The sequence below is a fragment of the Streptomyces speibonae genome (genome assembly GCF_984686075.1).
Map to the genome: position 1 here is coordinate 5,810,598 of NZ_OZ480260.1, position 21,713 is coordinate 5,832,310.

The 21,713-nt window shown below is 73.3% G+C and carries 19 protein-coding genes and 1 pseudogene; 6 read left to right on the forward strand and 14 right to left on the reverse strand.

What is annotated here, in order from left to right:
• Nucleotides 1-138: 138 nt before the first annotated feature.
• The 5 genes from AC5L3C_RS25980 to AC5L3C_RS26000 form a co-directional block, all read right to left on the reverse strand.
• Nucleotides 139-561, reverse strand: coding sequence for an excalibur calcium-binding domain-containing protein (locus tag AC5L3C_RS25980; RefSeq protein WP_493651196.1), 423 nt, complete (start codon nucleotides 559-561; stop codon nucleotides 139-141).
• A gap of 135 nt (nucleotides 562-696) precedes the next feature.
• Nucleotides 697-1,692 carry an SMP-30/gluconolactonase/LRE family protein gene (locus tag AC5L3C_RS25985; protein ID WP_493651197.1) on the reverse strand — a complete coding sequence of 332 codons (996 nt, stop codon included), beginning with the start codon at nucleotides 1,690-1,692 and terminating at the stop codon, nucleotides 697-699.
• Between the two features lie 124 nt (nucleotides 1,693-1,816).
• Complete coding sequence (gene nirD, locus AC5L3C_RS25990) at nucleotides 1,817-2,167, reverse strand: nitrite reductase small subunit NirD (protein WP_493651198.1); 351 nt, start codon at nucleotides 2,165-2,167, stop codon at nucleotides 1,817-1,819.
• Entirely contained in the window at nucleotides 2,164-4,761 is a 2,598-nt protein-coding gene (nirB, locus tag AC5L3C_RS25995; RefSeq protein ID WP_493651200.1) for a nitrite reductase large subunit NirB, read from the reverse strand. Before nirB ends, nirD begins: the two co-directional genes overlap by 4 nt.
• Complete coding sequence (locus AC5L3C_RS26000) at nucleotides 4,761-5,978, reverse strand: NAD(P)/FAD-dependent oxidoreductase (RefSeq protein ID WP_493651202.1); 1,218 nt, start codon at nucleotides 5,976-5,978, stop codon at nucleotides 4,761-4,763. Before AC5L3C_RS26000 ends, nirB begins: the two co-directional genes overlap by 1 nt.
• Before the next feature lie 226 nt (nucleotides 5,979-6,204).
• On the opposite strand from AC5L3C_RS26000, the gene AC5L3C_RS26005 reads away from it, so the two are divergent.
• Both AC5L3C_RS26005 and AC5L3C_RS26010 read left to right on the forward strand, forming a co-directional pair.
• Nucleotides 6,205-6,987 (forward strand): sulfite exporter TauE/SafE family protein, encoded by a 783-nt coding sequence (locus tag AC5L3C_RS26005; protein ID WP_493651203.1) that lies wholly within the window; start codon nucleotides 6,205-6,207, stop codon nucleotides 6,985-6,987.
• A 116-nt stretch (nucleotides 6,988-7,103) separates the two neighbouring features.
• Nucleotides 7,104-7,496: a hypothetical protein gene (locus AC5L3C_RS26010; protein ID WP_493651204.1), complete on the forward strand. Its 393-nt coding sequence runs from the start codon at nucleotides 7,104-7,106 to the stop codon at nucleotides 7,494-7,496.
• 8 nt (nucleotides 7,497-7,504) lie between these two features.
• Here the strand turns inward: AC5L3C_RS26010 and AC5L3C_RS26015 are convergent, their stop codons facing one another.
• Complete coding sequence (locus AC5L3C_RS26015; RefSeq protein WP_493654027.1) at nucleotides 7,505-8,155, reverse strand: class F sortase; 651 nt, start codon at nucleotides 8,153-8,155, stop codon at nucleotides 7,505-7,507.
• A 119-nt stretch (nucleotides 8,156-8,274) separates the two neighbouring features.
• A complete protein-coding gene (locus AC5L3C_RS26020; RefSeq protein WP_493651206.1) occupies nucleotides 8,275-8,838 on the reverse strand; it encodes a hypothetical protein in 564 nt (187 codons plus the stop codon).
• Between the two features lie 315 nt (nucleotides 8,839-9,153).
• Between AC5L3C_RS26020 and AC5L3C_RS26025 the strand changes: the two genes are divergently transcribed.
• The gene (locus AC5L3C_RS26025; RefSeq protein WP_493651207.1) at nucleotides 9,154-9,540 is read left to right on the forward strand and encodes a hypothetical protein; all 387 of its coding nucleotides are present in this window, start codon (nucleotides 9,154-9,156) and stop codon (nucleotides 9,538-9,540) included.
• 30 nt (nucleotides 9,541-9,570) lie between these two features.
• On the opposite strand, the pseudogene AC5L3C_RS26030 reads toward AC5L3C_RS26025, so the two are convergent.
• A pseudogene (locus AC5L3C_RS26030) lies at nucleotides 9,571-9,967 on the reverse strand (gamma-glutamylcyclotransferase family protein).
• 181 nt (nucleotides 9,968-10,148) lie between these two features.
• Here AC5L3C_RS26030 and tnpA point away from each other — a divergent pair.
• The gene (gene tnpA / locus AC5L3C_RS26035; protein WP_493651209.1) at nucleotides 10,149-10,577 is read left to right on the forward strand and encodes an IS200/IS605 family transposase; all 429 of its coding nucleotides are present in this window, start codon (nucleotides 10,149-10,151) and stop codon (nucleotides 10,575-10,577) included.
• Between the two features lie 61 nt (nucleotides 10,578-10,638).
• Here the strand turns inward: tnpA and AC5L3C_RS26040 are convergent, their stop codons facing one another.
• Both AC5L3C_RS26040 and AC5L3C_RS26045 read right to left on the reverse strand, forming a co-directional pair.
• Nucleotides 10,639-13,080 carry a molybdopterin oxidoreductase family protein gene (locus tag AC5L3C_RS26040; RefSeq protein ID WP_493651211.1) on the reverse strand — a complete coding sequence of 814 codons (2,442 nt, stop codon included), beginning with the start codon at nucleotides 13,078-13,080 and terminating at the stop codon, nucleotides 10,639-10,641.
• A gap of 129 nt (nucleotides 13,081-13,209) precedes the next feature.
• Nucleotides 13,210-13,911, reverse strand: coding sequence for a SanA/YdcF family protein (locus tag AC5L3C_RS26045; protein WP_493651213.1), 702 nt, complete (start codon nucleotides 13,909-13,911; stop codon nucleotides 13,210-13,212).
• A gap of 213 nt (nucleotides 13,912-14,124) precedes the next feature.
• Here AC5L3C_RS26045 and AC5L3C_RS26050 point away from each other — a divergent pair, with 213 nt between their 5' ends.
• Nucleotides 14,125-14,895, forward strand: a complete 771-nt coding sequence (locus AC5L3C_RS26050) for a sirohydrochlorin chelatase (protein WP_493651215.1) — start codon at nucleotides 14,125-14,127, stop codon at nucleotides 14,893-14,895.
• Nucleotides 14,896-15,003: 108 nt separating this feature from the next.
• Here the strand turns inward: AC5L3C_RS26050 and AC5L3C_RS26055 are convergent, their stop codons facing one another.
• From AC5L3C_RS26055 to AC5L3C_RS26070, 4 genes are all read right to left on the reverse strand, one after another.
• Complete coding sequence (locus AC5L3C_RS26055; RefSeq protein WP_493651216.1) at nucleotides 15,004-16,302, reverse strand: RNA polymerase sigma factor; 1,299 nt, start codon at nucleotides 16,300-16,302, stop codon at nucleotides 15,004-15,006.
• A gap of 95 nt (nucleotides 16,303-16,397) precedes the next feature.
• Nucleotides 16,398-18,320 carry a DNA primase gene (dnaG, locus tag AC5L3C_RS26060; protein ID WP_493651218.1) on the reverse strand — a complete coding sequence of 641 codons (1,923 nt, stop codon included), beginning with the start codon at nucleotides 18,318-18,320 and terminating at the stop codon, nucleotides 16,398-16,400.
• Between the two features lie 55 nt (nucleotides 18,321-18,375).
• Nucleotides 18,376-19,641 carry an NAD(P)/FAD-dependent oxidoreductase gene (locus tag AC5L3C_RS26065; RefSeq protein WP_493651220.1) on the reverse strand — a complete coding sequence of 422 codons (1,266 nt, stop codon included), beginning with the start codon at nucleotides 19,639-19,641 and terminating at the stop codon, nucleotides 18,376-18,378.
• A gap of 92 nt (nucleotides 19,642-19,733) precedes the next feature.
• Nucleotides 19,734-21,008 carry a deoxyguanosinetriphosphate triphosphohydrolase gene (locus AC5L3C_RS26070; protein ID WP_493651221.1) on the reverse strand — a complete coding sequence of 425 codons (1,275 nt, stop codon included), beginning with the start codon at nucleotides 21,006-21,008 and terminating at the stop codon, nucleotides 19,734-19,736.
• Nucleotides 21,009-21,193: 185 nt separating this feature from the next.
• Here AC5L3C_RS26070 and AC5L3C_RS26075 point away from each other — a divergent pair, with 185 nt between their 5' ends.
• Nucleotides 21,194-21,676 (forward strand): GNAT family N-acetyltransferase, encoded by a 483-nt coding sequence (locus tag AC5L3C_RS26075; RefSeq protein ID WP_493651223.1) that lies wholly within the window; start codon nucleotides 21,194-21,196, stop codon nucleotides 21,674-21,676.
• Nucleotides 21,677-21,713: the final 37 nt, after the last annotated feature.

Genomic DNA, 21,713 nt, shown 5'->3' on the forward strand with positions numbered 1-21,713 from the left:
CCAGTGGACCCCGGGTCCGTCGTCTGTCACCCGACCACCCTCACCGATCGACGACGGCCCCGGATCACGAAGGGAGGAGCGGCACCCGTGCGGGGGTGCCGCTCCTCCGTGCGTGCCGGGCGGCGCGCCGTGTACGGTTCAGCGGTTCTCGCGCCGCTTGCGGGCCGCGATCATCAGGCCGCCGCCCAGCAGGACGACGGCCGCGCCGCCCGCCGCGATGTAGGGGGTGGTGTCGCTGCCGCCGGTCTCGGCGAGGTCGGTGCCGCCGCCGCTCTGCTCCTCGCCGCCGGTCTTCTCCTCCTCCGCGGCGCTGTCCCCGCCGGTCTCCTCGTGCGGCGTGAAGCCGGCGGGCGGCTGGTCGCAGCCGATCCCGTCGTTGTCGCGGTCCAGGTGCTTGCCGTAGTGGTCGTCGCCCTTGGTGATGTTGCTGTACCCGTTCTCGTACGCGTCGGCGCAGTTCTTGAACGGGTGGTTGCCGTCGTGAGCCACTGCGGTGGCCGGTACGGCGGCCAGGGCGAGGGCGGCGAGGATCGCGGCGGCGGAGGTACGGAACGGGTTCATGGTGAGGAGCCCCCCAGATCGGGCGTATGCGTGTGCATGGTACGAGAGTGCAGAAGCTACTGCCGTGCGCACGGTGTGGCGGGGATATGAAGCTCCTGTGATACGAACGTGACGTGACCGGACGGTAGCTCTCCGCTACGCCCGCGGGCGCGGCCGGCGGGCCGGGCGCAGCGGGACCGCCACCGCCGTGAACGTCGTCTCCGGCGTCTGCGGGCTGGTGAAGCGCGCGTTGACCAGATAGAGGCGGTCACGGAAGCGGGCGGCGGTGGCGGGGACGTCGAAGCGCGGGTCGGTGATCGTACGGCGCAGGGTCGCCTTCGTCGCGCGGGCGTCCAGCTCGAACACCGTTACCATGTTCGCCCGGTTCTGCACCACGTACAGGGTGCGGCCGACGCGGACCATCCCGTCGCCGTTCACCACGTCCTGGGCGCCGGACAGCGCGATGCGGGCGGTGCGCCCGGTGCGCAGGCTCACCCGGTGCAGCTCGCCCGACGCGCCGTTGACCACGATCACTCGGTGCCCGTCCGGGGTGCTCACGACGCCGTTGGCGTTGATGACGTCGGGCAGCTGCTCCCAGTCGCCGGTGAGCGGCAGCGCCCGGACGCGGCCGCCCCGCCCGCGCGGGACGCCGTACAGGACCGCCTCGCGGGAGTCGGTGAACCAGGCGCGGTCCCGGAACAGCACCACGTCGTTGATGAACGGGGAGGCCGCGTCGGTGAGTTGATACGTCTCGCGCAGGGCGCCGGTGCGGGCGTCGACGACACGAGCGGTGCCGCCCCCGCCGCCGGCGACGTACAGCAGGCCGTCGTGACCCGCTTTCAGGCCGATGGAGACCCGGCCGGGGGATCCCTCGTGCAGGACCTCGCCCTTTCCGGTGCGCAGGTCGGTGCGGAGGATCGCGCCGTCGGCGCGGGAGCCCAGGTAGGCGTAGGGCGCGCGGCCGATGGCGATGCCCTCGGGCAGCCAGCCGTCCGGCAGGGGGAACTCGGCCGGCCACGGCCACTCGGGCCGGTGGCCCGTGGCGCGCGCCGGGCCGGCGCCGGCCGCCACCGCGACGGCGGCGACGGCGGCGCCGCCGAGCACGGCGCGCCGGGAGGGCGGAAGGGGCAGCGGGTCGTGGTTCCGGTTCATGTCCGGACCTCCATGACGGATCGCAGCGGTACCTGAAACGGACCTGACCGATGCAACCCGATGCACCGCGCCCGCTGAAGGTGCCGCCGCAACCCGACAGGAAGTCGACAGCCGCCCCGCCGGGTCAGGCCGCCTTCACCTCGTACGCCGTCACCCGTACCGTGTCGTCGTCCAGGCACCGGCCCGACTCCAGGTCGAAGCGCTGCTTCAGCAGCGGCGAGGCGACGAAGGGGCGGCCCCGGTGGGTGCCGGTCAGGCCGCGGGAGAGGACCGCCGCGCCGGTGAAGGGGTCGCGGTTGTCGATGGCGTAGAGGCGGCCGGCGCGGTCGGCGAAGACGGCCACCTGGCGGCCGTCGGGCAGCAGGGCCGCCACCCCGCGGCCCGGGAGCAGCGCGCTCAGGTCGCAGACCGTGAACCAGTCGTCCGTGAGGCGGAGCTGAACCTTCAGATCGGTGGTCTCCAGGGCCAGGGTCATCGCGTAGAGCTTCCTTCCAGGATGTCGTCGGCGGGTCGCAGGCCGATGTTCAGCAGCGGCAGGTCGGGCTTCATCTGGTCGCGCTCGGGCACGAAGGCGACGACCGGGTCGGGGGTGTCGGGCGCGTTCACGAAGGACACGAAACGGGCCAGCTTCTCCGGGTCGTTGATGGTCTCGGCCCACTCGTCGCGGTAGTGCGAGACATGAGCGGCCATCAGCGCCTCCAGCTCGTCGCAGATGCCGAGCGAGTCGTGCACCACCACGTCCCGTACGTGGTCCAGGCCGCCGGGGATCCGCTCCAGCCAGACGCTGGTGCGCTCCAGGCGGTCGGCGGTGCGGATGTAGAACATCAGGAACCGGTCGATCAGGCGGACCAGTTCGGCGTCCGAGAGGTCCTGCGCGAGCAGGTCGGCGTGGCGCGGGGTGGCGCCGCCGTTGCCGCCGACGTACAGGTTCCAGCCGTTGGCGGTGGCGATGACGCCGAAGTCCTTCGACTGGGCCTCCGCGCACTCGCGCTGGCAGCCGGAGACCGCCGACTTGAGCTTGTGCGGGGAGCGCAGCCCCCGGTAGCGCAGCTCCAGGTCGATCGCCATGCGCACGGAGTCCTGCACGCCGTAGCGGCACCAGGTCTGCCCGACGCAGGACTTCACGGTGCGCAGCGACTTGCCGTAGGCGTGGCCGGACTCGAAGCCGGCGTCGACCAGCCGGGCCCAGATGAGCGGGAGCTGTTCGACGCGGGCGCCGAACATGTCGATCCGCTGCCCCCCGGTGATCTTCGTGTAGAGGCCGAAGTCCCGGGCGATCTCCCCGATGACGATGAGCTTCTCGGGCGCGATCTCACCGCCGGGGATGCGCGGCACGACCGAGTACGAGCCGTTCTTCTGGAGGTTGGCCAGGAAGTGGTCGTTGGTGTCCTGAAGGGCGGCCTGTTCGCCGTCGAGGACGTAGGTACTGGCACCGATCGCCGGGGCGAGGGAGGCGATGATCGAGCCGACCGCCGGCTTGCAGACCTCGCAGCCGTCGCCACCCCGGGCGGCCTCGCGGCCGTGCCGGTCGAGCAGCTCCTGGAAGGAGGCGATGCGCAGGGCCAGGACGATCTCGTACAGCTCCTCGCGGGTCTGCGAGAAGCAGCCGCACAGGCCCTTGTCGACCTCGACGCCGCTCGCCTCCAGCTCGGCGTTGACCAGCTGGCCCAGCACCTTGACGCAACTGCCGCAGCCGGTACCGGCCTTGGTGCACTTCTTCACCTCGGGCACGGTGGTGCAGCTGTGCTCGGTGACCGCGCCGCGGATGGTGCCCTTGGTGACGTTGTGGCAGGAGCAGATGACGGCGTCGTCGGGCAGCGCGGACGGGCCGAGCTGGGCCGGGGCCCCGGCACCCGCGGGCAGCACCAGCGCCTCCGGGGCGACGGGCGGCACCGAGCCGGTGAAGGCGCGCAGCGTGCCGTACGCCTCCGCGTCGCCGACCAGGATGCCGCCGAGCAGCGTGCCGTCCCGGCCGATGACGAGCTTCTTGTACAGGCCGGCCCGGGAGTCGGAGTAGACGACGTCCAGGCAGTCCTCGGCGGTGCCGTGCGCGTCGCCGAAGGACGCCACGTCCACGCCGAGCAGCTTCAGCTTGGTGGACAGGTCCGCGCCGGTGAACGACGACTCGTCCGCCGCGATCGTCGCCGCAGCCGTCTCCGCCTGCTCGTAGCCGGGCGCCACCAGCCCGTACACCCGGCCGTCGGCGGCCAGCGCGCACTCGCCGATCGCGAACACGTGCGGGTCGGTGACCGTACGGCACTGCTCGTCCACCGCGATGCCGCCGCGCTCACCGACGTCGAGGCCGCAGTCACGGGCCAGCTGGTCGCGGGGGCGGACACCGGCGGAGAACACCACCATGTCCGTGGCGAGTTCGGAGCCGTCGGACAGCTTCATGCCGGTGACCGCGCCGTCCGCGCCGGCCACGATCTCCTGGGTGCCGACGCCGGTGTGGACGGCCAGGCCCATGTCCTCGATGGTGCGCAGCAGCGCCGCGCCGCCGCCCTCGTCGACCTGCACGGGCATCAGCCGGGGCGCGAACTCCACGATGTGGGTGGTCAGCCCGAGGCCCTTGAGCGCGCCCGCCGCCTCCAGACCGAGCAGCCCGCCGCCGACCACCGCGCCGGTCGTCGACGTCCGCGCGTACTCCTCGATCGCCAGCAGGTCCTCGATCGTGCGGTAGACGAAGCAGCCCCGGGCGTCCTTGTGGGGAACCGGCGGCACGAACGGGTAGGAGCCGGTGGCGAGGACGAGGATGTCGTAGCCGACGACCCTGCCGGACTTCGCGGTGACCTTCTTCGCCTCGCGGTCCACGCTCAGCGCGGGGTCGCCGACGTACAGCTCGATGCCGTGCGTCTCGATGAACGCCGTGTCCGTCATGGACAGGTCCTCGGGGGTCTTCCCCGAGAAGTACGAGGTGAGCTGGACACGGTCGTACGCCGGACGCGGCTCCTCGCACAGCACGACCACGCGGTGCGTGGCGGTCAGACCGCGCTCGGCGAGCGCCTCGAGGAAGCGCTGGCCGACCATGCCGTGGCCGATGAGCACGATGGTCGGTGTGTCCGTGGGCATCAGGAGCCTCCGTCATGGGTGAGCAGGTGGAGCAGGGGCCCGCCGTCGGACGGGAGCGGCTCTGCTCCCTCCCAGGCGCGCGCGAGGGCGCCGACGGTGCCGAGTTCGCCGACCAGGACCCCGCCGACCAGGCGGTCGTCGCGGACGACGACCTTGCGGTAGGTGCCGCGGGTGGCGTCGGTGAGCTGGACGACGTCGTCGCCCGGCAGCGCCTCGGTCTCGCCGAACGCGGCCAGGTCGAAGGGGCTGTCCGGCCCGGCGAGGGTGAGCCGGGTCAGGGAGCGGGTGCCGGTGTAGCGGGCGGTGGTGTCCCCGGCGAGCAGCGCGGCGAGCGCGTCGGCCTGTTCGAGGGCCGGGGTGGCGAGCCCGTACACCGTGCCGGCGTGCTGCACGCAGTCGCCGACGGCGTGGATGGACGGGTCGGAGGTGCGCAGCTCGTCGTCGACGAGGATGCCCTTGCCGACCTCGAGCCCAGCGGCCTGCGCGAGCCCCACCCGCGGGTGGACGCCGCAGGCGAGCACCACGAGGTCGGCGTCGAGGGCGTAGCCGTCGGCCATCTCCACCGAGCGGACGGCGCCGGCGACGCAGCGCACGTCCCGCACCCGGCACTCGGTGTGCACCTCCACGCCGAGGCCGGTCAGATACCGCTCGATGAGCGCGGAGGCGGCCGGGTCGAGCCGGCGCTCCATGAGCCGCCCGGCCTGCTGGGCGAGGACGACCTGGGCGCCGCGCACGGCGAGCGCACGGGCCGCGGAGACACCGAGCAGCCCGCCGCCGATCACCACCGCCCGCACCCCCGGACGGACCGCCTTGGCCAGGCCCAGGCAGTCGTCCATGGTGCGGAAGGCGTGCACGCCCTCGGGCAGCTCGTGGTCCGCCGTGAACAGGCCGCGCAGCGGCGGCAGCACCGGGTTGGAGCCGGTGGCCAGGACCAGGCGGCCGTACTCCACCACCGTGCCGTCGGCGCAGGTGACGGTCCGGGCGGCGCGGTCGATGCCGGTCACCCGGGCCCGGGTCAGCTCCGCGGGCGCCGGCAGGGCGATCACCTCGGGGCTGTAGCGCCCCGCCAGCACCTCGGCGAGCAGCACCCGGTTGTACGGCCGGTGCTCCTCCTCGCCGATCAGCGTCACGGGCGTGCCGAGCTCGCCGAGCCGGCGGGCGAGTCGTACGCCCGCGAGGCCGGAGCCGATCACCACCACACGCTCATTCGAGGTCATGCCCTTGAGCGTGCGGTGCGGGTGTTTCCCGTCGGCATCCCTTCTGTTTCCCGCGCGGAACGCTGATCTCAGCGGCGGACGGCGGCGGGTGTGAGGAGGGCGGGCCCGCCCGCGGGCCCGCCGCCAGGCCCGGAGCCCCCGCCGGTGCCGCCCCGTCCCGCCCGCAACCTCAATAAACGCTCATCTTGATGGACGTACCATCTATCTCGTCCATAGGGTCGCGGTCATGCCCGACATCTCCCTCACCGCGGTCGTCCTGCTCTGCCTGGCCGCACTCGCCGCAGGCTGGGTCGACGCCGTGGTCGGCGGCGGCGGGCTGCTGCTCCTGCCCGCCCTGCTGCTGGGCCTCCCCGCCGGAACCCCGGCCGCGCACGCCCTGGGCACCAACAAGGCGGTGGCGATCGTCGGCACCACGGGAGCCGCGGTCACCTACGCCCGCAGGGCGCCGGTCGACGTGCGGACGGCCGTGCGCATCGGCCTGGCCGCGCTGGCCGGGTCCTCGGGCGGGGCCTTCTTCGCGGCCGGGATGAGCACCGAGGTCCTCAAGCCGGTGATCATGGTGGTACTGCTGGCCGTCGCCGCCTTCGTGATCCTGCGCCCCTCCTTCGGCACGGCCCCCGCCGCCGGCCCGGTCACCCGCCGCCAGGTGCTCGCCGCGATCGGCCTGGGCGGCCTCGGCATCGGCTTCTACGACGGGCTCATAGGCCCCGGCACCGGCACCTTCCTCGTCCTCGCCCTCACCGCCCTGCTCCACCTCGACCTGGTCACCGCGTCCGCCACCGCCAAGATCGTCAACTGCTGCACCAACGCCGGCGCCCTCGCGATGTTCGCCTGGCAGGGCGCGGTGCTGTGGCAGCTGGCGGCCCTGATGGCGGTGTTCAACCTGGCGGGCGGTACGCTCGGCGCCCGCACGGCCCTGAAGAAGGGCAGCGGCTTCGTCCGCGTCGTCCTGCTGACGGTCGTCTTCGCGCTGGTGGCCGACCTGGCGTACGAACAGTGGCTGGCCTAGCGACAGAAGACGGACCGACAGACAGTCGGGCAGAAAGTCGGACAGACCGACAGAGCGACAGACAGACCGACAGGCAGACGGACAGACAGGCGGACAGACAGAAGGAGCACGACCGCGTGAAGCCCTGGAGACCCGTCCTCGCCGCCGCCCTCGTGTGCGCGGCCACCGCCTGCTCCGCCGGCTCCGCGCCAAACCCCCCGGACCCCTCCGACGCCCCCGGGACGAGCGCGCGGGTCACCGAGTCCGGCAGTCCGGCGGACGCCGAGCCGGTCGCCGCCGTCATGCCCGATGTCATCGGCGGCAACGCCGGGCGGGCACAGGAACAGATGGGTCCCGGGACCGACATCGTCTTCGAGGACGCCACCGGGCAGGCACGTCCGGTGGACGATCCGGCCGGGTGGCGGATCTGCACCACCCGGCCCGGAGCGAACCGGCAGATCACCGACTACCCGGTGGTTCTCGGCGTGGTGCGCACCTCGGAACAGTGCGGGGACGTCACGCCCGGGTGAGGTGACGGTCAGCGGGCGCCGGTCAGGTGCGCGTACACGACCACGTTCCCCTGGTAACCCGTGGTGCGGGAGTAGCCCCCGCCGCAGGTGATGACGCGCAGCTCGGGGCGGGGCGCCGCGCCGTAGACCTTCCGGTCGGGGAAGTCCCGCGCGTCGTAGACCTCGACCGCGTCCACGGTGAACACCGCGGTCCGCCCGTCGCGCCGGTCCACCTCGATGGTGCTGCCCTTGCGCAGGGCGCCGAGGGAGTAGAAGACGGCCGGGCCGTCGGCGTTGTCGACGTGGCCCGCGATGATCGCGGTGCCCCGCTCGCCCGGGGTGGTGCCGGACTCGTACCAGCCCGCGAGGTTCTCCCGGTCGGCGGGCGGGACGCCGAGGCTGCCGGTGCTCGTCAGACCGAGGCCGGTCAGGGGCGCGTCCACGTCGATCGCGGAGATGCGCACGCGGTCGGGCGGCGAGGGCGGCAGCGCGGGCGCCGCGGGCCGGGCGGCGCTGCGGGCGTCGGTCCCGGTGTGCGCCTGGGCGGCCGACGGCTGCGGCGGGGGGCCTCCGCTCCCGCCGCTCAGCAGCAGTGTCCCGGAGCACAGGGCGAGCACGGTGACGGCGGTTATCGCTGCGTTGCTCGGGCCCCCGGCCCGGCGGCGGAAGCTGCGGCGCATCACGGACTGGACCTCATCTCGGATCGGCCCCGTACCCCCTCCGGGCCGCGAGGGGCGTCGGACCCGGAGGGGGAGGGGAACGTGCGGTACCGGCGGGGACGGGCAGCGGAGGGTGCCCGTCAGATCCCGTCGCCTCTCGCCCGGCGATGCAGGAGCCAGGTACCGCCCGCGGCGGCGACGGCGAGAGCCGTCACACCGGCCGCGGTCTGTACGGGGTCGTGGCCCAGCGCGCCGCCGACCCCCGTCTTCACACTTCCCCGCGGGTGCACCTGCTGCGATTCCGGCGTCAGCGTGACCAGCAGGTCGCCCGCCACCCGCCGGTCGCCGCCGGCACACGTCGCGACGATCTGGTACGTCCCCGGCTGCGCGCTCGGCGGCACCTGGAACTGTCCGATCGCGTCCCGCTCGTGGGTGCTCGGCGTCAGCGTGAAGCGTCCCGCGCCCACGGCGGAGGCGTCGCCCCGGACCGTGTCCTCCTCGCCGCACGCCGCGGTGTTCGCGGTCACCTGCGCGCCGGGCACGACGGAGGACGGGTACAGCTCCAGGTCCCCGGCCGAGGCGTCGCGGGGCTGCACGGCGTGCGCGGGGGCGGCCAGCAGCCCCACGGCGGCCACGGCGAGGGCGGCGCCGGTCAGGGCGGACCTGCCGGTGACGCCGGTCAGCGGCCGGGCGGTACGTCGCATCGATGCTCCCTCGAGCTCACGAAGGGGAGCGGCCCGCGGCACCCCCATGTGCCGCCGTCGGTCGCGTCCCTGCTGTTCCGAGGTAAGTCCCACCATGCCGACCCCGCTTCCTGAGGAGGCGTCAGGAGGCGGGCTGAACGGGTGTCAGACGCACCCGTACGGCTGCGGAATCCGCCGCGTTTCAGCAGGTCACGGCCGCCGCGCCGAACCGCTATCGCAGAAGCACCCGAAGGTGCGCGGCGCGGGGGATGAACGGGTGACCGGGGCGGGCGGGAACGGGAGGCACTAGGGTCGCGGGCGGGGAGGTGAGGCCGGATGAGGCTGCGCACCGCGGTCGTGCTGGCGCTGTGGGCCCTCGTGATCTGGGGGATGTTCCAGGCCGTCGGGGGACTGGCGAACCACGCCTACACGAAGGACGTGTTCTGCCCGGGGGTCAACCTGGGGCCGGACGGTGAGGAGCACCCCTCGCCGATGCGACCGGGCGACCGGTGCTATCCGGATCTCGACAGCAACGAGACCAGAACCTTCGACGAGCAGCGCGCGGCCCAGCGCGCGGAGCGTGGAGACGTCGTCATCGGCTCGTGCGCGTTCGGCGTGGGGGTGCTCGGGCTGGGCGCCCTGTTCGTCCAGAGCACCCTGCCGGAACGGTCGCCGCGCCCCCGGTGGGGCGTCCGCGCGCGACGACCGCGCGGGCGGGTCTAGGACCGCACCTCTCACCTCACCTCACTCACCTCACATCACCCCGCCCCGCCACTGCCCGCCCGTGACGGGCTTCCCACGGGAGCGCAGTTCCGCGGCGACGGCGGGGGCGGCGACGTAGACCCACGCGCGGACGGGTGTGCCGTCCGCCTCCCTGGAGGACCTCGCGCACCACCCGCTCGTAGAGGTTGCGGGAGCCGCCCGGTACGTACCCCTCCAGCCGGTCCAGCTCGGCGAGCAGCCCCGCGTACGCCTCCGGCCGCGCGGTCACCAGTTCCCCGGCCACGGTGCCGCCGCCGCCCGGCTCCTCGACGGCGTACGGATAGCCGGGCCCCTCGTACAGGGTCGCGTCCGGGAGCCGGCCGGGTTCCTCGCGCAGGGTGCGGCCGCGCAGCAACAGGTCGTGGTTGCGCTCGCCGGGGCGCAGCACAGCTTGCGCAGCTCACGAACCGAGCCCTTGAGCCCGAAGTGCTCGAACGAGACCGCCGACACCCAGTTCGCGGCCTCGTTCGCCGCGCGCAGGGTCCCCCCAACGGCCGATGCCTGCACGGCATCCGGCGTGAGTTTCACCTGCACGACGAGTTTTATGCCAGCGATCCTGACATTGACCTATGTCACCTCGATGGGAACCAAACCCCTACGTACACAGGGGAAGAAGCGTCGTCTACACCCTCCTTGCGCACTTGGTCTTCACCCCCAGGTATCGACGGAAGGTCTTCACCGACACCATCCTCGCCCGGTGCGAAGAGGTCATGCGGAAGGTGTGCGAGGACTTCGGCGCAGAGCTGCGGGAGTTCAACGGCGAGACCGACCACGTACACCTCCTGGTGCACTACCCGCCCCAGATCGCCCTGTCCCGGCTCGTCGGCAGCCTCAAGGGCGTCTCCGCCCGCCGCCTGCGACAGGACTTTCCCACCCACATCAACCAGTACCTATGGGGCGGACACTTCTGGTCCCCGTCCTACTTCGCCGGTTCCTGCGGCGGTGCACCACTGGCCGTGGTCAAGGATTACATCGAGAACCAGAAGCCCCCAGACTGAGCGCGGCACCATCGTTTGGGAACATTCCAGAGCGATGCGGCGGCGCTCCGCGCCGCCCGGCTCAGGATGCAATTCCTCCCGGGTCTGAGGACCCGGGGTTCCTTGCAAGATCAGGCTGAACGGCCTCCAGCCGCACCGCGCACGCCTTGAACTCCGGCATCCGGGAGGTCGGGTCGAGGGCCGGGTTGGTCAGGGTGTTGGCCCGGCCCTCACCGGCCCAGTGGAACGGCATGAACACCGTGTCGGGGCGGATCGCCGTGGTGATCCGCGCCGGCGCCACCGCCCGCCCCCGCCGGGACACCACGGCCACCGGGTCGCCCTCGGCCGCGCCGAGCCGCTCCGCGAGCCGCGGGTGCAGCTCCACGAACGGGCCGGGAGCGGCGGCGTTCAGCTCGTCGACCCGGCGGGTCTGCGCACCGGACTGGTACTGCGCGACGACCCGCCCGGTGGTCAGCAGCACGGGGTACTCCTCGTCTGGCTCCTCGGCGATCGCCCGGTACGACACGGGCACGAACCGCGCCCGCCCGTCCTCGGTGGCGAACCGCTCGAGGAACAGCCGGGGCGTACCGGGATGAACGCGAGCGCCGGCCCCGGCGCCCGCGGTTCCCGTGCCGGGGCCGGTTGTGGCGCCGATTCCGTCGGCGGGCGTGGTTCCGGTGCCGGGCGCGTGGGCCGGTGCCGGGCGGCCGTGCAGGTCACTGGACGCGGCGTCCGGGGCGCCTCCGGCGCTGGCTCGTGTGCCGGGGCGGGGCCGGACGGGGGTGTCTGCGCCGGTCTCCGTGGCGGCCGTGGTTCCCGTGCCGGGGCCGGTTGCGGCGCCGGGTCCGTCGGCGGGTGCGGTTTCGGTCGCGGCGTCGGTCGTCGCGCCGGTTTCGTCCGCCGGGGCCGGGCAGGGCCAGAAGACGCCGTTTTCCTCGGCCAGCCTCCGGTAGGTGATCCCCGAGTAGTCGGCGGGGCCGCCCGCGCTGGCCCGGCGCAGTTCGTCGAAGACCTCCTCGGGGTCGGTCGGGAACCCCTTCTCCAGGTTCCGCTCCCCGCCCAGCCGCGCGGCGAGTCCGTGCATGACCTCCAGGTCGCTGCGGACGCCCTCCGGCGGCGCGACGGCCCGGCGGCGCAGCAGCACACGCCCCTCCAGGTTCGTCGTCGTCCCCGTCTCCTCCGCCCACTGCGTCACCGGCAGCACGACGTCGGCGAGCGCGGCCGTCTCGGACAGGACCACGTCGCACACGGCCAGGAAGTCCAGCGAACGGATCCGCTCCTCGACGTGCGCGGCGCGCGGCGCCGACACCACCGGGTTGGACCCCATCAGCAGCAGCGAGCGGATGTCCGTGCCCAGCGCGTCCAGCAGCTCGTACGCGCTGCGCCCCGGCCCGGGCAGCGTGTCGGGGTCCACCCCCCACACCCCGGCGACGTGCGCCCGCGCCGCCGGGTCCGTCAGCTTGCGGTAGCCTGGCAACTGGTCGGCCTTCTGGCCGTGTTCGCGGCCGCCCTGCCCGTTGCCCTGCCCGGTCAGGCACCCGTACCCGGACAGCGGGGTGCCGGGCCGCCCGGTCGCGAGGGCGAGGTTGATCCACGCGCTCACCGTGTCCGTGCCCTTGGCCTGCTGCTCCGGCCCCCGCGCGGTCAGCACCATCGCGGACCCGGGCGCGCAGAACAGCAGTACGGCCTCCCGCAGCTGGGGCACGGAGACGCCGGTGATCCGCTCCACGTACTCCGGCCAGTGGGCCATCGCGGAGGCCCGGGTCTCCTCCCAGCCGACGGTGCGCTCGCGGACGTACTCCTCGTCCGTGCGCCCCTCGGCGACGACGAGGTGCAGCAGGCCCAGCGCCAGCGCGAGGTCCGTGCCGGGGCGCGGGGCCAGATGCAGATCGGCCTGCTCGGCGGTCTTCGTGCGGCGCGGGTCGACGACGATCAGCGTGCCGCCGTTCTCCTTCAGCTCGGTGAAGTAGCGCAGGGACGGCGGCATGGTCTCCGCCGGGTTGGACCCGACCAGGATCACGCAGCCCGTCCTCGGGATGTCCTCCAGCGGGAACGGCAGCCCCCGGTCGAGTCCGAACGCCCTGGTGCCGGCGGCCGCCGCCGACGACATGCAGAACCGCCCGTTGTAGTCGATCTGCGAGGTGCCGAGCACCACCCGGGCGAACTTCCCGAGGCTGTACGCCTTCTCGTTGGTCAGCCCGCCCCCGCCGAACACCCCGACCGCGTCCGCCCCGTACTGCGCGCGGGTACGCCCCAGCTCCCCGGCGATCCGGTCCAGCGCCTCCTCCCAGGAGGCCGGCACCAGCTCACCTCCCGCCGACCGCACCAACGGCGAGGTCAGCCGCACGGCCGACGACAGTACGGCCGGAGCGGTCCGCCCCTTCCCGCACAGCGCCCCCCGGTTCACCGGGAAGTCCGCCCGCTCACTCACCTCGACGCCGGCCCCGTCCGGGGCGGGCGTCAGATTCATCCCGCACTGCAACGCGCAGTAGGGGCAGTGCGTGGGCGTCACGGTGTTCTGCATACCGCTCACCCTGAGCCGCAGGTGTTACGCACCACGCCGACCGCTGTTACACCCCGGGTACGACGCCCTCCCAGCCGGCCTCCGGCCGTGGTGAGGCGCCCGCGCCCCCGCGGTATGCGTGGTCGGTCATCACCGTGCGCGCTCCGCACGGGCCGCCGTCAGGGCCCGTTCCACCCCGGCCTCCCTGGGCCCCAGGAACCGCGGGTCCGGGCGGAAGGCCGCGTCCAGGGCCGCCTTGCCGGCCGCGAGGAGTTCACGGACGGCGCCGTAGTACCAGACGCCGTTGTGGGGTTCGTCGACGCCCACGCCGTACGAGGAGACGCCGGCCGCCTCGCACAGGGCCACCGTGCGGCGGACGTGGAAACCCTGGCTGATCAGTACCGCACGGTCCACCCCGAAGATCTTCTTCGCGCGGACGCAGGAGTCCCAGGTGTCGAAGCCCGCGTAGTCGCTGACGATCCGCTCGTCGGGCACCCCGTGCCGGGTCAGGTACGTGCGCATCGCGTCGGGCTCGTCGTAGTCCTCCCGGCTGTTGTCGCCGGTGACCAGCACCACCTCGATCCGCCCCGCGCGGTACAGCCGCGCCGCCGCGTCCAGCCGGTGCGCCAGATACGGCGACGGCTCCCCGTCCCACAGCCCGGCGCCGAACACCACGGCCACCTCGGTGCGCGGCACATCCGCGGTGGTGCGCAGCCGGTCGCCCGTGGTCAGCCGCAGCCAGGTCGCCGGCAGCAGCGCCAGCACGCACACCGCCACCACCGCCTGCACCAGCCGTCGCTGCCCCGTACGGGTGCGCGGCAGACGCGGACGGCGGACTGCGAAACGGCGCATCGGACGGCCCCTCCCCGGTCGCTCCTCGACCCCGAGAGACGCCCCACCACCCCCCGGCGGTTGACCCCACCCCCTGTGACCACCCTCACGCGATCACATGGAACCGCAGGTCAACCACGCTCACACACCCCGTGGTCCACATGGTGAACCCCCGGAAAACACCCGTCATCCCCGCGCAACGGGACGGCAACGTCCCGCGCCGACGATCGGTGCATGACGCCGTACACCATGAACCCACCCGCTCTCGTCGTCGTGGCGCACGGCAGCCGCGACCCACGGGCGCTGAGCACCGTACGGCAGCTCCTGGCCGGGGTGCGCGCACTGCGCCCCGGCCTGCCCGTGCACCTGGGCCACATCGAGCTCAACGCGCCCCTGCTCCCCGACACGCTCGCCGAGCTGGACGCGCGCGGCACCGAGGCGGCCGTCCTCGTCCCGCTGCTGCTCAGCCGCGGGTACCACGTCAAGCGGGACATCCCCGGGATGGCCGCCCGTGCTCGGCTGCACACCCGCGTCGCCGCCCCGCTCGGCCCGCACCCCCTGCTCGTGGACGCCCTCCACGCCCGCCTCACCGAGGCCGGCTGGCACACCCCGGCCGACGCCGCGGCCCGGCGCGAGAGCGCGGTGATCCTCGCGGCGGCCGGCTCCCGCGACCCCGGGTCGAGGGCCGACACGGGCCGCACCGCGCGCCTGCTCGCCGCCCGGCTCGGCGTCCCCGTCGTCCCCGCCTACGCCTCCGCGGCGGACCCCACCGTCCCCGACGCCGTGCGCACCCTCGCCGCCCGCGGCCGCCACCGCGTGGCCGTCGTCTCCTACTTCACGGCCCCCGGCCGCTTCGCCGCGGAGTGCGCGGCGGCGGCCTCGGGAACGGCCTCCGCCCCCCTGGGCACCCACCCGGCCATGCCCCGTCTCCTCCTCCACCGCTACGACGAGTCCTTGCACACCACCTCGTCCCCCGCCTCCCTGGAGCTCGCGTCAGCCTCTTGAGGGGGTCAGGGGCAAGAGGCGCGCGGGCGCAAAGGGGGTCTGGGGGCGAAGCCCTGGGCGAAGCCCCCAGGGACGGGACGGGAAGGGGCGGCGGGGGCGAGACAACCCTCAGTCCAGATACCCCCGCAGCTGATCCGCGAAGGCATGATCCCGCAGCTTGTTCAGCGTCTTGGACTCGATCTGCCGAATCCGCTCCCGCGTCACCCCGAAGATCCGCCCTATCTCCTCCAGCGTCCGCGGACGCCCGTCCACCAGCCCGTACCGCAGCTGCACCACCTTCCGCTCCCGCTCCCCGAGCGTCGACAGCACCGCCTCCAGATGCTCCCGCAGCAGCAGGAACGCCGCCGACTCGACGGGACTCGCCGCGTCCCCGTCCTCGATGAGGTCGCCGAGCGCGACATCGTCCTCCTCGCCCACCGGCGCGTGCAGCGAGACCGGCTCCTGCGCCAGCCGCAGCACCTCCCCGACCCGCTCGGGCGGCAGATCGAGGTGCGCGGCGACCTCCTCCGGGGTCGGCTCGTACCCGCGCTCCTGGAGCATGCGCCGCTGCACGCGCACCACCCGGTTGATGAGCTCGACGACATGCACCGGCACCCGTATCGTCCGCGCCTGGTCGGCCAGCGCCCGGGACATCGCCTGGCGGATCCACCACGTGGCGTACGTGGAGAACTTGTACCCCCGGGCGTAGTCGAACTTCTCCACCGCCCGGATCAGCCCGAGGTTGCCCTCCTGGACCAGGTCCAGCATGGTCAGGCCCCGGCCCACGTACCGTTTGGCGACGGATACGACGAGCCGCAGGTTCGCCTCGATCAGCCGCCGTTTGGCCATCCGGCCCATGACGACCAGCCGGTCCAGGTCCAGCGCGAGCCTGCTGTCGAGATCGGGGGTGCGGCGCAGCTTCTCCTCCGCGAACAGCCCCGCCTCGACGCGGCGGGCCAGCTCGACCTCCTCGGCGGCGGTCAGCAGCGGGATGCGGCCGATCTCGCGCAGATACTGGCGGAACAGGTCCGAGGAGGGCCCGCCGGTCTCGGGACGCACGGGCGCGCGCGGACCCACGACGGCAGTGGCGTCAGTGGCTTCGGAGGCGTCGACGGGATCGGCCGGGGGCCCGGCCGGCTCCGACGGCTCGGCCGGCTCGGGCGGCTGGGGCGGCGTCTCGGGGTGGTGCGCGACGCGGCCCTGCGCCGGCATGGCGACGAGCACGTTCGCGTCGGGCTCGGTGAGGGTCTGGGTCTGGGTCTGCACCGGGGCGACCTCCAGGATGATCGCTGCCAGGGGGGACGGCAGCGGTACTTCGGGGGCGGAGTCGGCGGCCTCGCCGCTGTCCGTCCCGTACGCGATGGGCGGAACCGCGGATGTCCGGGACCCGTCGGGGACGGGTCGGCCGCGCTCCGAGGACTCAGGCACCGCCCCCCAGTGTGGGGTACGACACATCGTCCCCACGAGGGGCGTGCGGTGACTTTTTGAGTCCGGTGCGTGACCGGGCGATTACGCGGACCGCCTCACAGGGCGGCCGCGCCGTGCTCCCGCAGCGCCTGGTCGTACTGCTGAAGCACCCACAACTCGTTCTGCACGGAGGTCAGTTCGGCCGGGTCGCCGTGGGCGCCGAGACGGGTGAGACGGCTGGTGATGTCGCGGATCCGGCGCTCCACGGCGCGCCGCCGCACCGTGACCAGCTGGGCACCCGCGTAGGTCTCGTCGACCTCCTTGACCCCCCGGTGCAGCATGATCGCCTCGACCGCGAGCTCGGTGACCATGGCGCGGACGGTGTCGTCGGGCGCGGCGTCGCGGACCCGGACCAGATACTCCTGCGGGTCCTGCACGCCGTACTCCGCGCCGCCCGCGTCCATGATCGCCTGCCGTACGGCCGCGTAGGGCGGGGCGGTGAACTCGTCGACGCCGTACGCGTCGAAGGCCGGGGAGACCAGCTCCGGGCGCTGGAGGGCGAGCTTGAGGAGCTCGCGCTCGGTGGCGAAGACCGGGTTGCGCAGGTTGAGGGCGGGGCCGCGCGGGGCGGCGGACGGGGCGTACTGCTGCGGCCCGCCGCCGTGCTGCTGCCGGCGGTCGGGGGCCGGGCCCTTGCCGCCGCGCTCGCGGGCCCAGCGGGCCAGCTGGGCGACCCGCTTGACCACGAACTGGGTGTCCAGGATGCCCAGCATCCCGGCGAGTTCGACGGCGACCTCGTGCTGTGCGCCGCTGTTCTTGATGCGGGCGACGATGGGGGCCGCCTCGTCCAGGGCGGCGGCGCGGCCCGCCGGGGTGTCCAGGTCGTAGCGCCGGACGACCTGGCGCAGGGCGAACTCGAAGAGCGGCGTGCGCGGTTCGACCAGGTCGGCGACGGCCTCGTCGCCCTTGGCGAGCCGCAGGTCGCAGGGGTCCATGCCGTCGGGGGCGATGGCGATGTAGGTCTCGGCGGCGAACTTCTGGTCGTCCTCGAAGGCGCGCAGGGCCGCCTTCTGGCCGGCCGCGTCGCCGTCGAAGGTGAAGATCACGCGCGCGCTGCCGTTGTCCATCAGCAGTCGGCGCAGGATCTTGATGTGGTCGCCGCCGAAGGCCGTGCCGCAGGTGGCGATGGCGGTCGTGACGCCCGCGAGATGACAGGCCATGACGTCGGTGTAACCCTCGACGACCACCGCGCGGGACGCCTTCGCGATGTCCTTCTTCGCCAGGTCGATGCCGTAGAGGACCTGGGACTTCTTGTAGATCGCGGTCTCGGGGGTGTTGAGGTACTTGGGCCCGTTGTCCGCCTCGTAGAGCTTGCGGGCGCCGAAGCCGACGACGTCCCCGCCGATGTCGCGGATCGGCCACATCAGCCGGCCGCGGAAGCGGTCGATGGGGCCGCGGCGGCCCTCCTGGGAGAGGCCGGAGAGGAGCAGCTCCTTGTCGCTGAAGCCCTTGCCGCGCAGGAAGCGCGTGAGGTGGTCCCAGCCCTGGGGGCTGTAGCCGACGCCGAAGTGCTGGGCGGCGGCCTGGTCGAAGCCCCGCTCGGCGAGGAAGACCCGGCCGGTGTCCGCCTCGGGGGAGGTCGCGAGCTGCTCCGCGTACCACTCCGCGGCGATCTTGTGGGCCTCGACCAGGCGGATGCGCTCGCCGCGCTGGTGGGTGGGGTTGTACCCGCCCTCCTCGTAGCGCAGGGTGATGCCGGCCTGTCCGGCGAGGCGCTCGACCGCCTCCGAGAAGGAGAGGTGGTCGATCTTCATCACGAACGTGATGGTGTCGCCGCCCTCCTGGCAGCCGAAGCAGTGGAAGAGTCCCTTGCTCGGGCTGACCTGGAAGGACGGCGACTTCTCGTCGTGGAAGGGGCACAGTCCCTTGAGGTTCCCGCCCCCCGCGCCCCGCAGCTGGAGATACTCGGACACGACGGCGTCGATCGGGACCGCGTCCCGAACCGCCTTCACATCCTCATCATTGATCCGCCCAGCCACGCGTGAATTCTACGGGGCCCCGCCGACAACACCTGGCCGCCGTGGTACCGCCCGGCTAGCCGAGGAGACTCTCCAGCGGCACATGCGGGTCCGCCAGCCGTTCCGTGTCCACCGGCCCCCGCGACCGGATCATCGCCTGGATCGGCTCCGTGACGTCCCACACGTTCACGTTCATCCCGGCCAGCACGCGCCCCTCCTTCACCCAGAACGCGATGAACTCCCGCTTCCCCGCATCGCCCCGGATGACCACCTGGTCGTAGGAGCCCGGCGGCGCCCACCCCGAGTACTCCATCCCCAGGTCGTACTGGTCGGTGAAGAAGTAGGGAACGCGGTCGTAGATCTCCTCCCGGCCCAGCATCGAGCGGGCGGCGGCCGGGCCGCCGTTCAGCGCGTTGGCCCAGTGCTCCACGCGCAGCCGCGTGCCGAACAGGGCGTGCGGGAAGGAGGCCACGTCACCGGCCGCGTAGACGTCCGGGTCGGAGGTCCGCAGCCGTTCGTCGACGAGGACGCCCCCGCCGTCCGCACGGTCGGCGAGCTCCAGTCCCGCGGCCTCCGCGAGCGCGACCCGCGGGGCCGCGCCGATCGCGGCGAGGACGGCGTGCGCCGGGTGCTCCTCGCCGTCGTCGGTGCGGGCGGCGAGGACCATGCCGTCCTGACCGGTGATCTCGGTGAGCGTCGCGCCGAAGTGGAAGCGCACGCCGTGCTCGCGGTGCAGCTCCGCGAAGAGCTGGCCCAGTTCGGGACCGAGGACCGAGTGCAGCGGGGTCTGCCCCCGGTGCACCACGGTGACCTCCGCGCCGTACTCGCGGGCCGCGGCCGCGACCTCCAGGCCGATCCAGCCGGCGCCGGCGATCACCAGATGGCCGTTGTCCCGGCCGAGGGAGGTGAGGACGCCCTTGAGCCGCTCGGAGTGGGCGAGGCGGCGCAGGTGGTGGACGCCCGCGAGGCCGGTGCCGGGGATGTCCAGGCGGCGCGGCTCGGCGCCGGTGGCGAGCAGCAGCTTGTCGTAGCGGACGGTGGTGCCGTCGTCGCCGAAGCGGACGGTCTTCGCGGCCCGGTCGATGGCGTCGACGGTCTGGCCGAGGTGCAGTTCGATGTCGTGGCGCGCGTACCAGGCGGGCTCGTGCACGAAGACGCTGTCGCGCTCCTCCTTGCCGAGGAGGTACCCCTTGGACAGCGGCGGACGCTCGTACGGGTGGTCGCGCTCGTCGCAGATCAGTATCACGCGGCCGGTGAAGCCCTCCGCTCTCAGCGTCTCGGCCGCCTTGGCGCCGGCCAGCCCGCCTCCCACGATGACGAAAGTCTGATCCGCGTCGACCACGTGATGCCTCCTTGTAACGGTGTAGCCATCTGCGAGCGTCCCGCACCCAGAATGATGCCGGAAGGGGGAGTGACCCGATCAGGCCATGCGGGTCATCCCTGCCCCGTGAGCCGCGCGTGAAGCGAGCGCGCCGAGGCGTCCGTCAGGGACGCGATCTGGTCGACGATCACCCGCTTGCGGGCGCGGTCGTCCGGGGCCCGGTCGAACAGCGCGCGGAACTGGGGGTCCAGCCCTTCGGGCGCGCGGGCGGTGAGCGCCTCGGCCAGTTCGACGACGACGACGCGCTGGTCGGCGCGGAGCAGTTCCTGCTCGGCGCGCTGCATGACGTACCGGTCGGCGACCGCCTTGAGGACCGCGCACTCCATCCGGGTGCTGCGCGGCACCACCAGCTCGGCCGCGTACCGGGTGAGGCGTCCGCTGCCGAAGGCCTGCCGGGTGGCGCCCTCCGCGGCCAGGCAGAAGCGGCCGATGAGCTGACTGGTGGCGTCCTTCAGGCGGGCCTGGGCGACGGCGGTGCCGTCGTAGCCGTGCGGCCACCACTCCTGGGCGAGCAGGCGGTCGAGGGCCTCGGCCAGTTCCCCGGGGTCGGTGTCCGCGGGCACGTACCGGCCCACGGCGACGGCGAAGACCTCCCGGCGCTCGGGCTCGGCGTGCAGGCAGCCCGGGTCGATGTGGCCGGCGTGCAGGCCGTCCTCCACGTCGTGCACCGAGTAGGCGACGTCGTCGGACCAGTCCATGACCTGGGCCTCGAAGCAGATCCGGCTGTTGGGGGCGTCCTCGCGCACCCAGTCGAACACCGGGCGGTCGTCCTCGTAGACCCCGAACTTGGGGGAGTCCGGGTCGGTGGGGTGGGCGCCGCGCGGCCAGGGGTACTTGGTGGCGGCGTCGAGGGTGGCCCGGGTGAGGTTGAGGCCGACGGAGCCCTCGGGGGTGAACCGTTTGGGTTCGATACGGGTCAGGAGGCGCAGCGACTGGGCGTTGCCCTCGAAGCCGCCGCAGTCCTCGGCGAACTCGTTCAGCGCCTGTTCGCCGTTGTGCCCGAAGGGCGGGTGCCCCAGGTCGTGGGAGAGACAGGCCGCCTCGACGAGGTCGGGGTCGCAGCCGAGCGCCGCGCCGAGCTCACGGCCGACCTGCGCGCATTCGAGGGAGTGGGTGAGGCGGGTGCGCGGACTGGCGTCCCACACCTGGCTGTGCTCACCCGGCGTGACGACCTGCGTCTTCCCGGCGAGGCGGCGCAGCGCCGCGGAGTGCAGGACGCGGGCGCGGTCACGCTGGAAGGCGGTCCGCCCGGGGCGCTTGTCGGGCTCGGCGGCCCAGCGGGCGACGGACATCGCGTCGTACGCGGCGGGGAGTGCGGTGCCTTCCATGCCTCGACAGTACGGGGAAGCTGTGACAACCCGTGCAGCCCCGGCCGCACGAGGGGAGTAGCATCGCGGGCATGGAGTGCTTCGCCGCCGGCCGTACGCGCCGCTGAGGACGGCCCGCCGCCGCATCGCAGGCCGCGAGCCGGATCGCCGCTGTCCGATCCCCTCGGTCCGAGAGGCACCCTTCCATGCTCATTCGCGCATACGGCCGTCCCGACCAGGCACGGCTCATCGAGCTCACCATCGACACCTTCCGGCCGTTCTACGAGGACTCCTTCCGCCCCCTCGTCGGCGAGGCCGCCTTCGCCAACCAGCACGGCGACTGGCGTGAGGACTACCGCAGGCAGGTGAGCGAACTCCACGACCCCGAACAGCACAAGTACGTCGCCGTCGCCGAGACCGGCGGCGCCGTCGCCGGGTACGTGGCGTGGCACGTCGACCCGGCCCGCCGCAGCGGCCGGATCGAGCTGCTCGCCGTCGCGGCGCCGTACCGCCGGGACCACGTGGGCACCGCCCTGTGCGAGCACGCGTTCGGCGAGATGCGGCGGCTCGGCGCCCAGGTGGTCGAGATCGGCACCGGCGGGGACGCCTTCCACGCCCCGGCCCGGGCCCTCTACGAGAAGCTCGGGTGCGTGGCACTCCCCGTGGCCGTCTACTACCGCCGGCTCTGACGCCGCGCCCGGTCCGGGGCGTCGCCCGCCCCGGACC

Bases quoted from the DNA above. Each gene is read 5' to 3' on its own strand.
- AC5L3C_RS26005 (WP_493651203.1), top strand. From the start codon at position 6,205: ATGCCCGACATCTCCCTCACCGCGGTCGTCCTGCTCTGCCTGGCCGCA.
- tnpA (WP_493651209.1), top strand. From the start codon at position 10,149: ATGTCACCTCGATGGGAACCAAACCCCTACGTACACAGGGGAAGAAGC.
- AC5L3C_RS26025 (WP_493651207.1), top strand. From the start codon at position 9,154: ATGAGGCTGCGCACCGCGGTCGTGCTGGCGCTGTGGGCCCTCGTGATC.
- nirB (WP_493651200.1), bottom strand. From the start codon at position 4,761: ATGCCCACGGACACACCGACCATCGTGCTCATCGGCCACGGCATGGTC.
- AC5L3C_RS26045 (WP_493651213.1), bottom strand. From the start codon at position 13,911: ATGCGCCGTTTCGCAGTCCGCCGTCCGCGTCTGCCGCGCACCCGTACG.
- AC5L3C_RS26020 (WP_493651206.1), bottom strand. From the start codon at position 8,838: ATGCGACGTACCGCCCGGCCGCTGACCGGCGTCACCGGCAGGTCCGCC.
- nirD (WP_493651198.1), bottom strand. From the start codon at position 2,167: ATGACCCTGGCCCTGGAGACCACCGATCTGAAGGTTCAGCTCCGCCTC.
- AC5L3C_RS25980 (WP_493651196.1), bottom strand. From the start codon at position 561: ATGAACCCGTTCCGTACCTCCGCCGCCGCGATCCTCGCCGCCCTCGCC.
- AC5L3C_RS26050 (WP_493651215.1), top strand. From the start codon at position 14,125: ATGACGCCGTACACCATGAACCCACCCGCTCTCGTCGTCGTGGCGCAC.
- AC5L3C_RS26075 (WP_493651223.1), top strand. From the start codon at position 21,194: ATGCTCATTCGCGCATACGGCCGTCCCGACCAGGCACGGCTCATCGAG.
- AC5L3C_RS26015 (WP_493654027.1), bottom strand. From the start codon at position 8,155: ATGCGCCGCAGCTTCCGCCGCCGGGCCGGGGGCCCGAGCAACGCAGCG.
- AC5L3C_RS26000 (WP_493651202.1), bottom strand. From the start codon at position 5,978: ATGACCTCGAATGAGCGTGTGGTGGTGATCGGCTCCGGCCTCGCGGGC.
- AC5L3C_RS26070 (WP_493651221.1), bottom strand. From the start codon at position 21,008: ATGGAAGGCACCGCACTCCCCGCCGCGTACGACGCGATGTCCGTCGCC.
- AC5L3C_RS26040 (WP_493651211.1), bottom strand. From the start codon at position 13,080: ATGCAGAACACCGTGACGCCCACGCACTGCCCCTACTGCGCGTTGCAG.
- AC5L3C_RS25985 (WP_493651197.1), bottom strand. From the start codon at position 1,692: ATGAACCGGAACCACGACCCGCTGCCCCTTCCGCCCTCCCGGCGCGCC.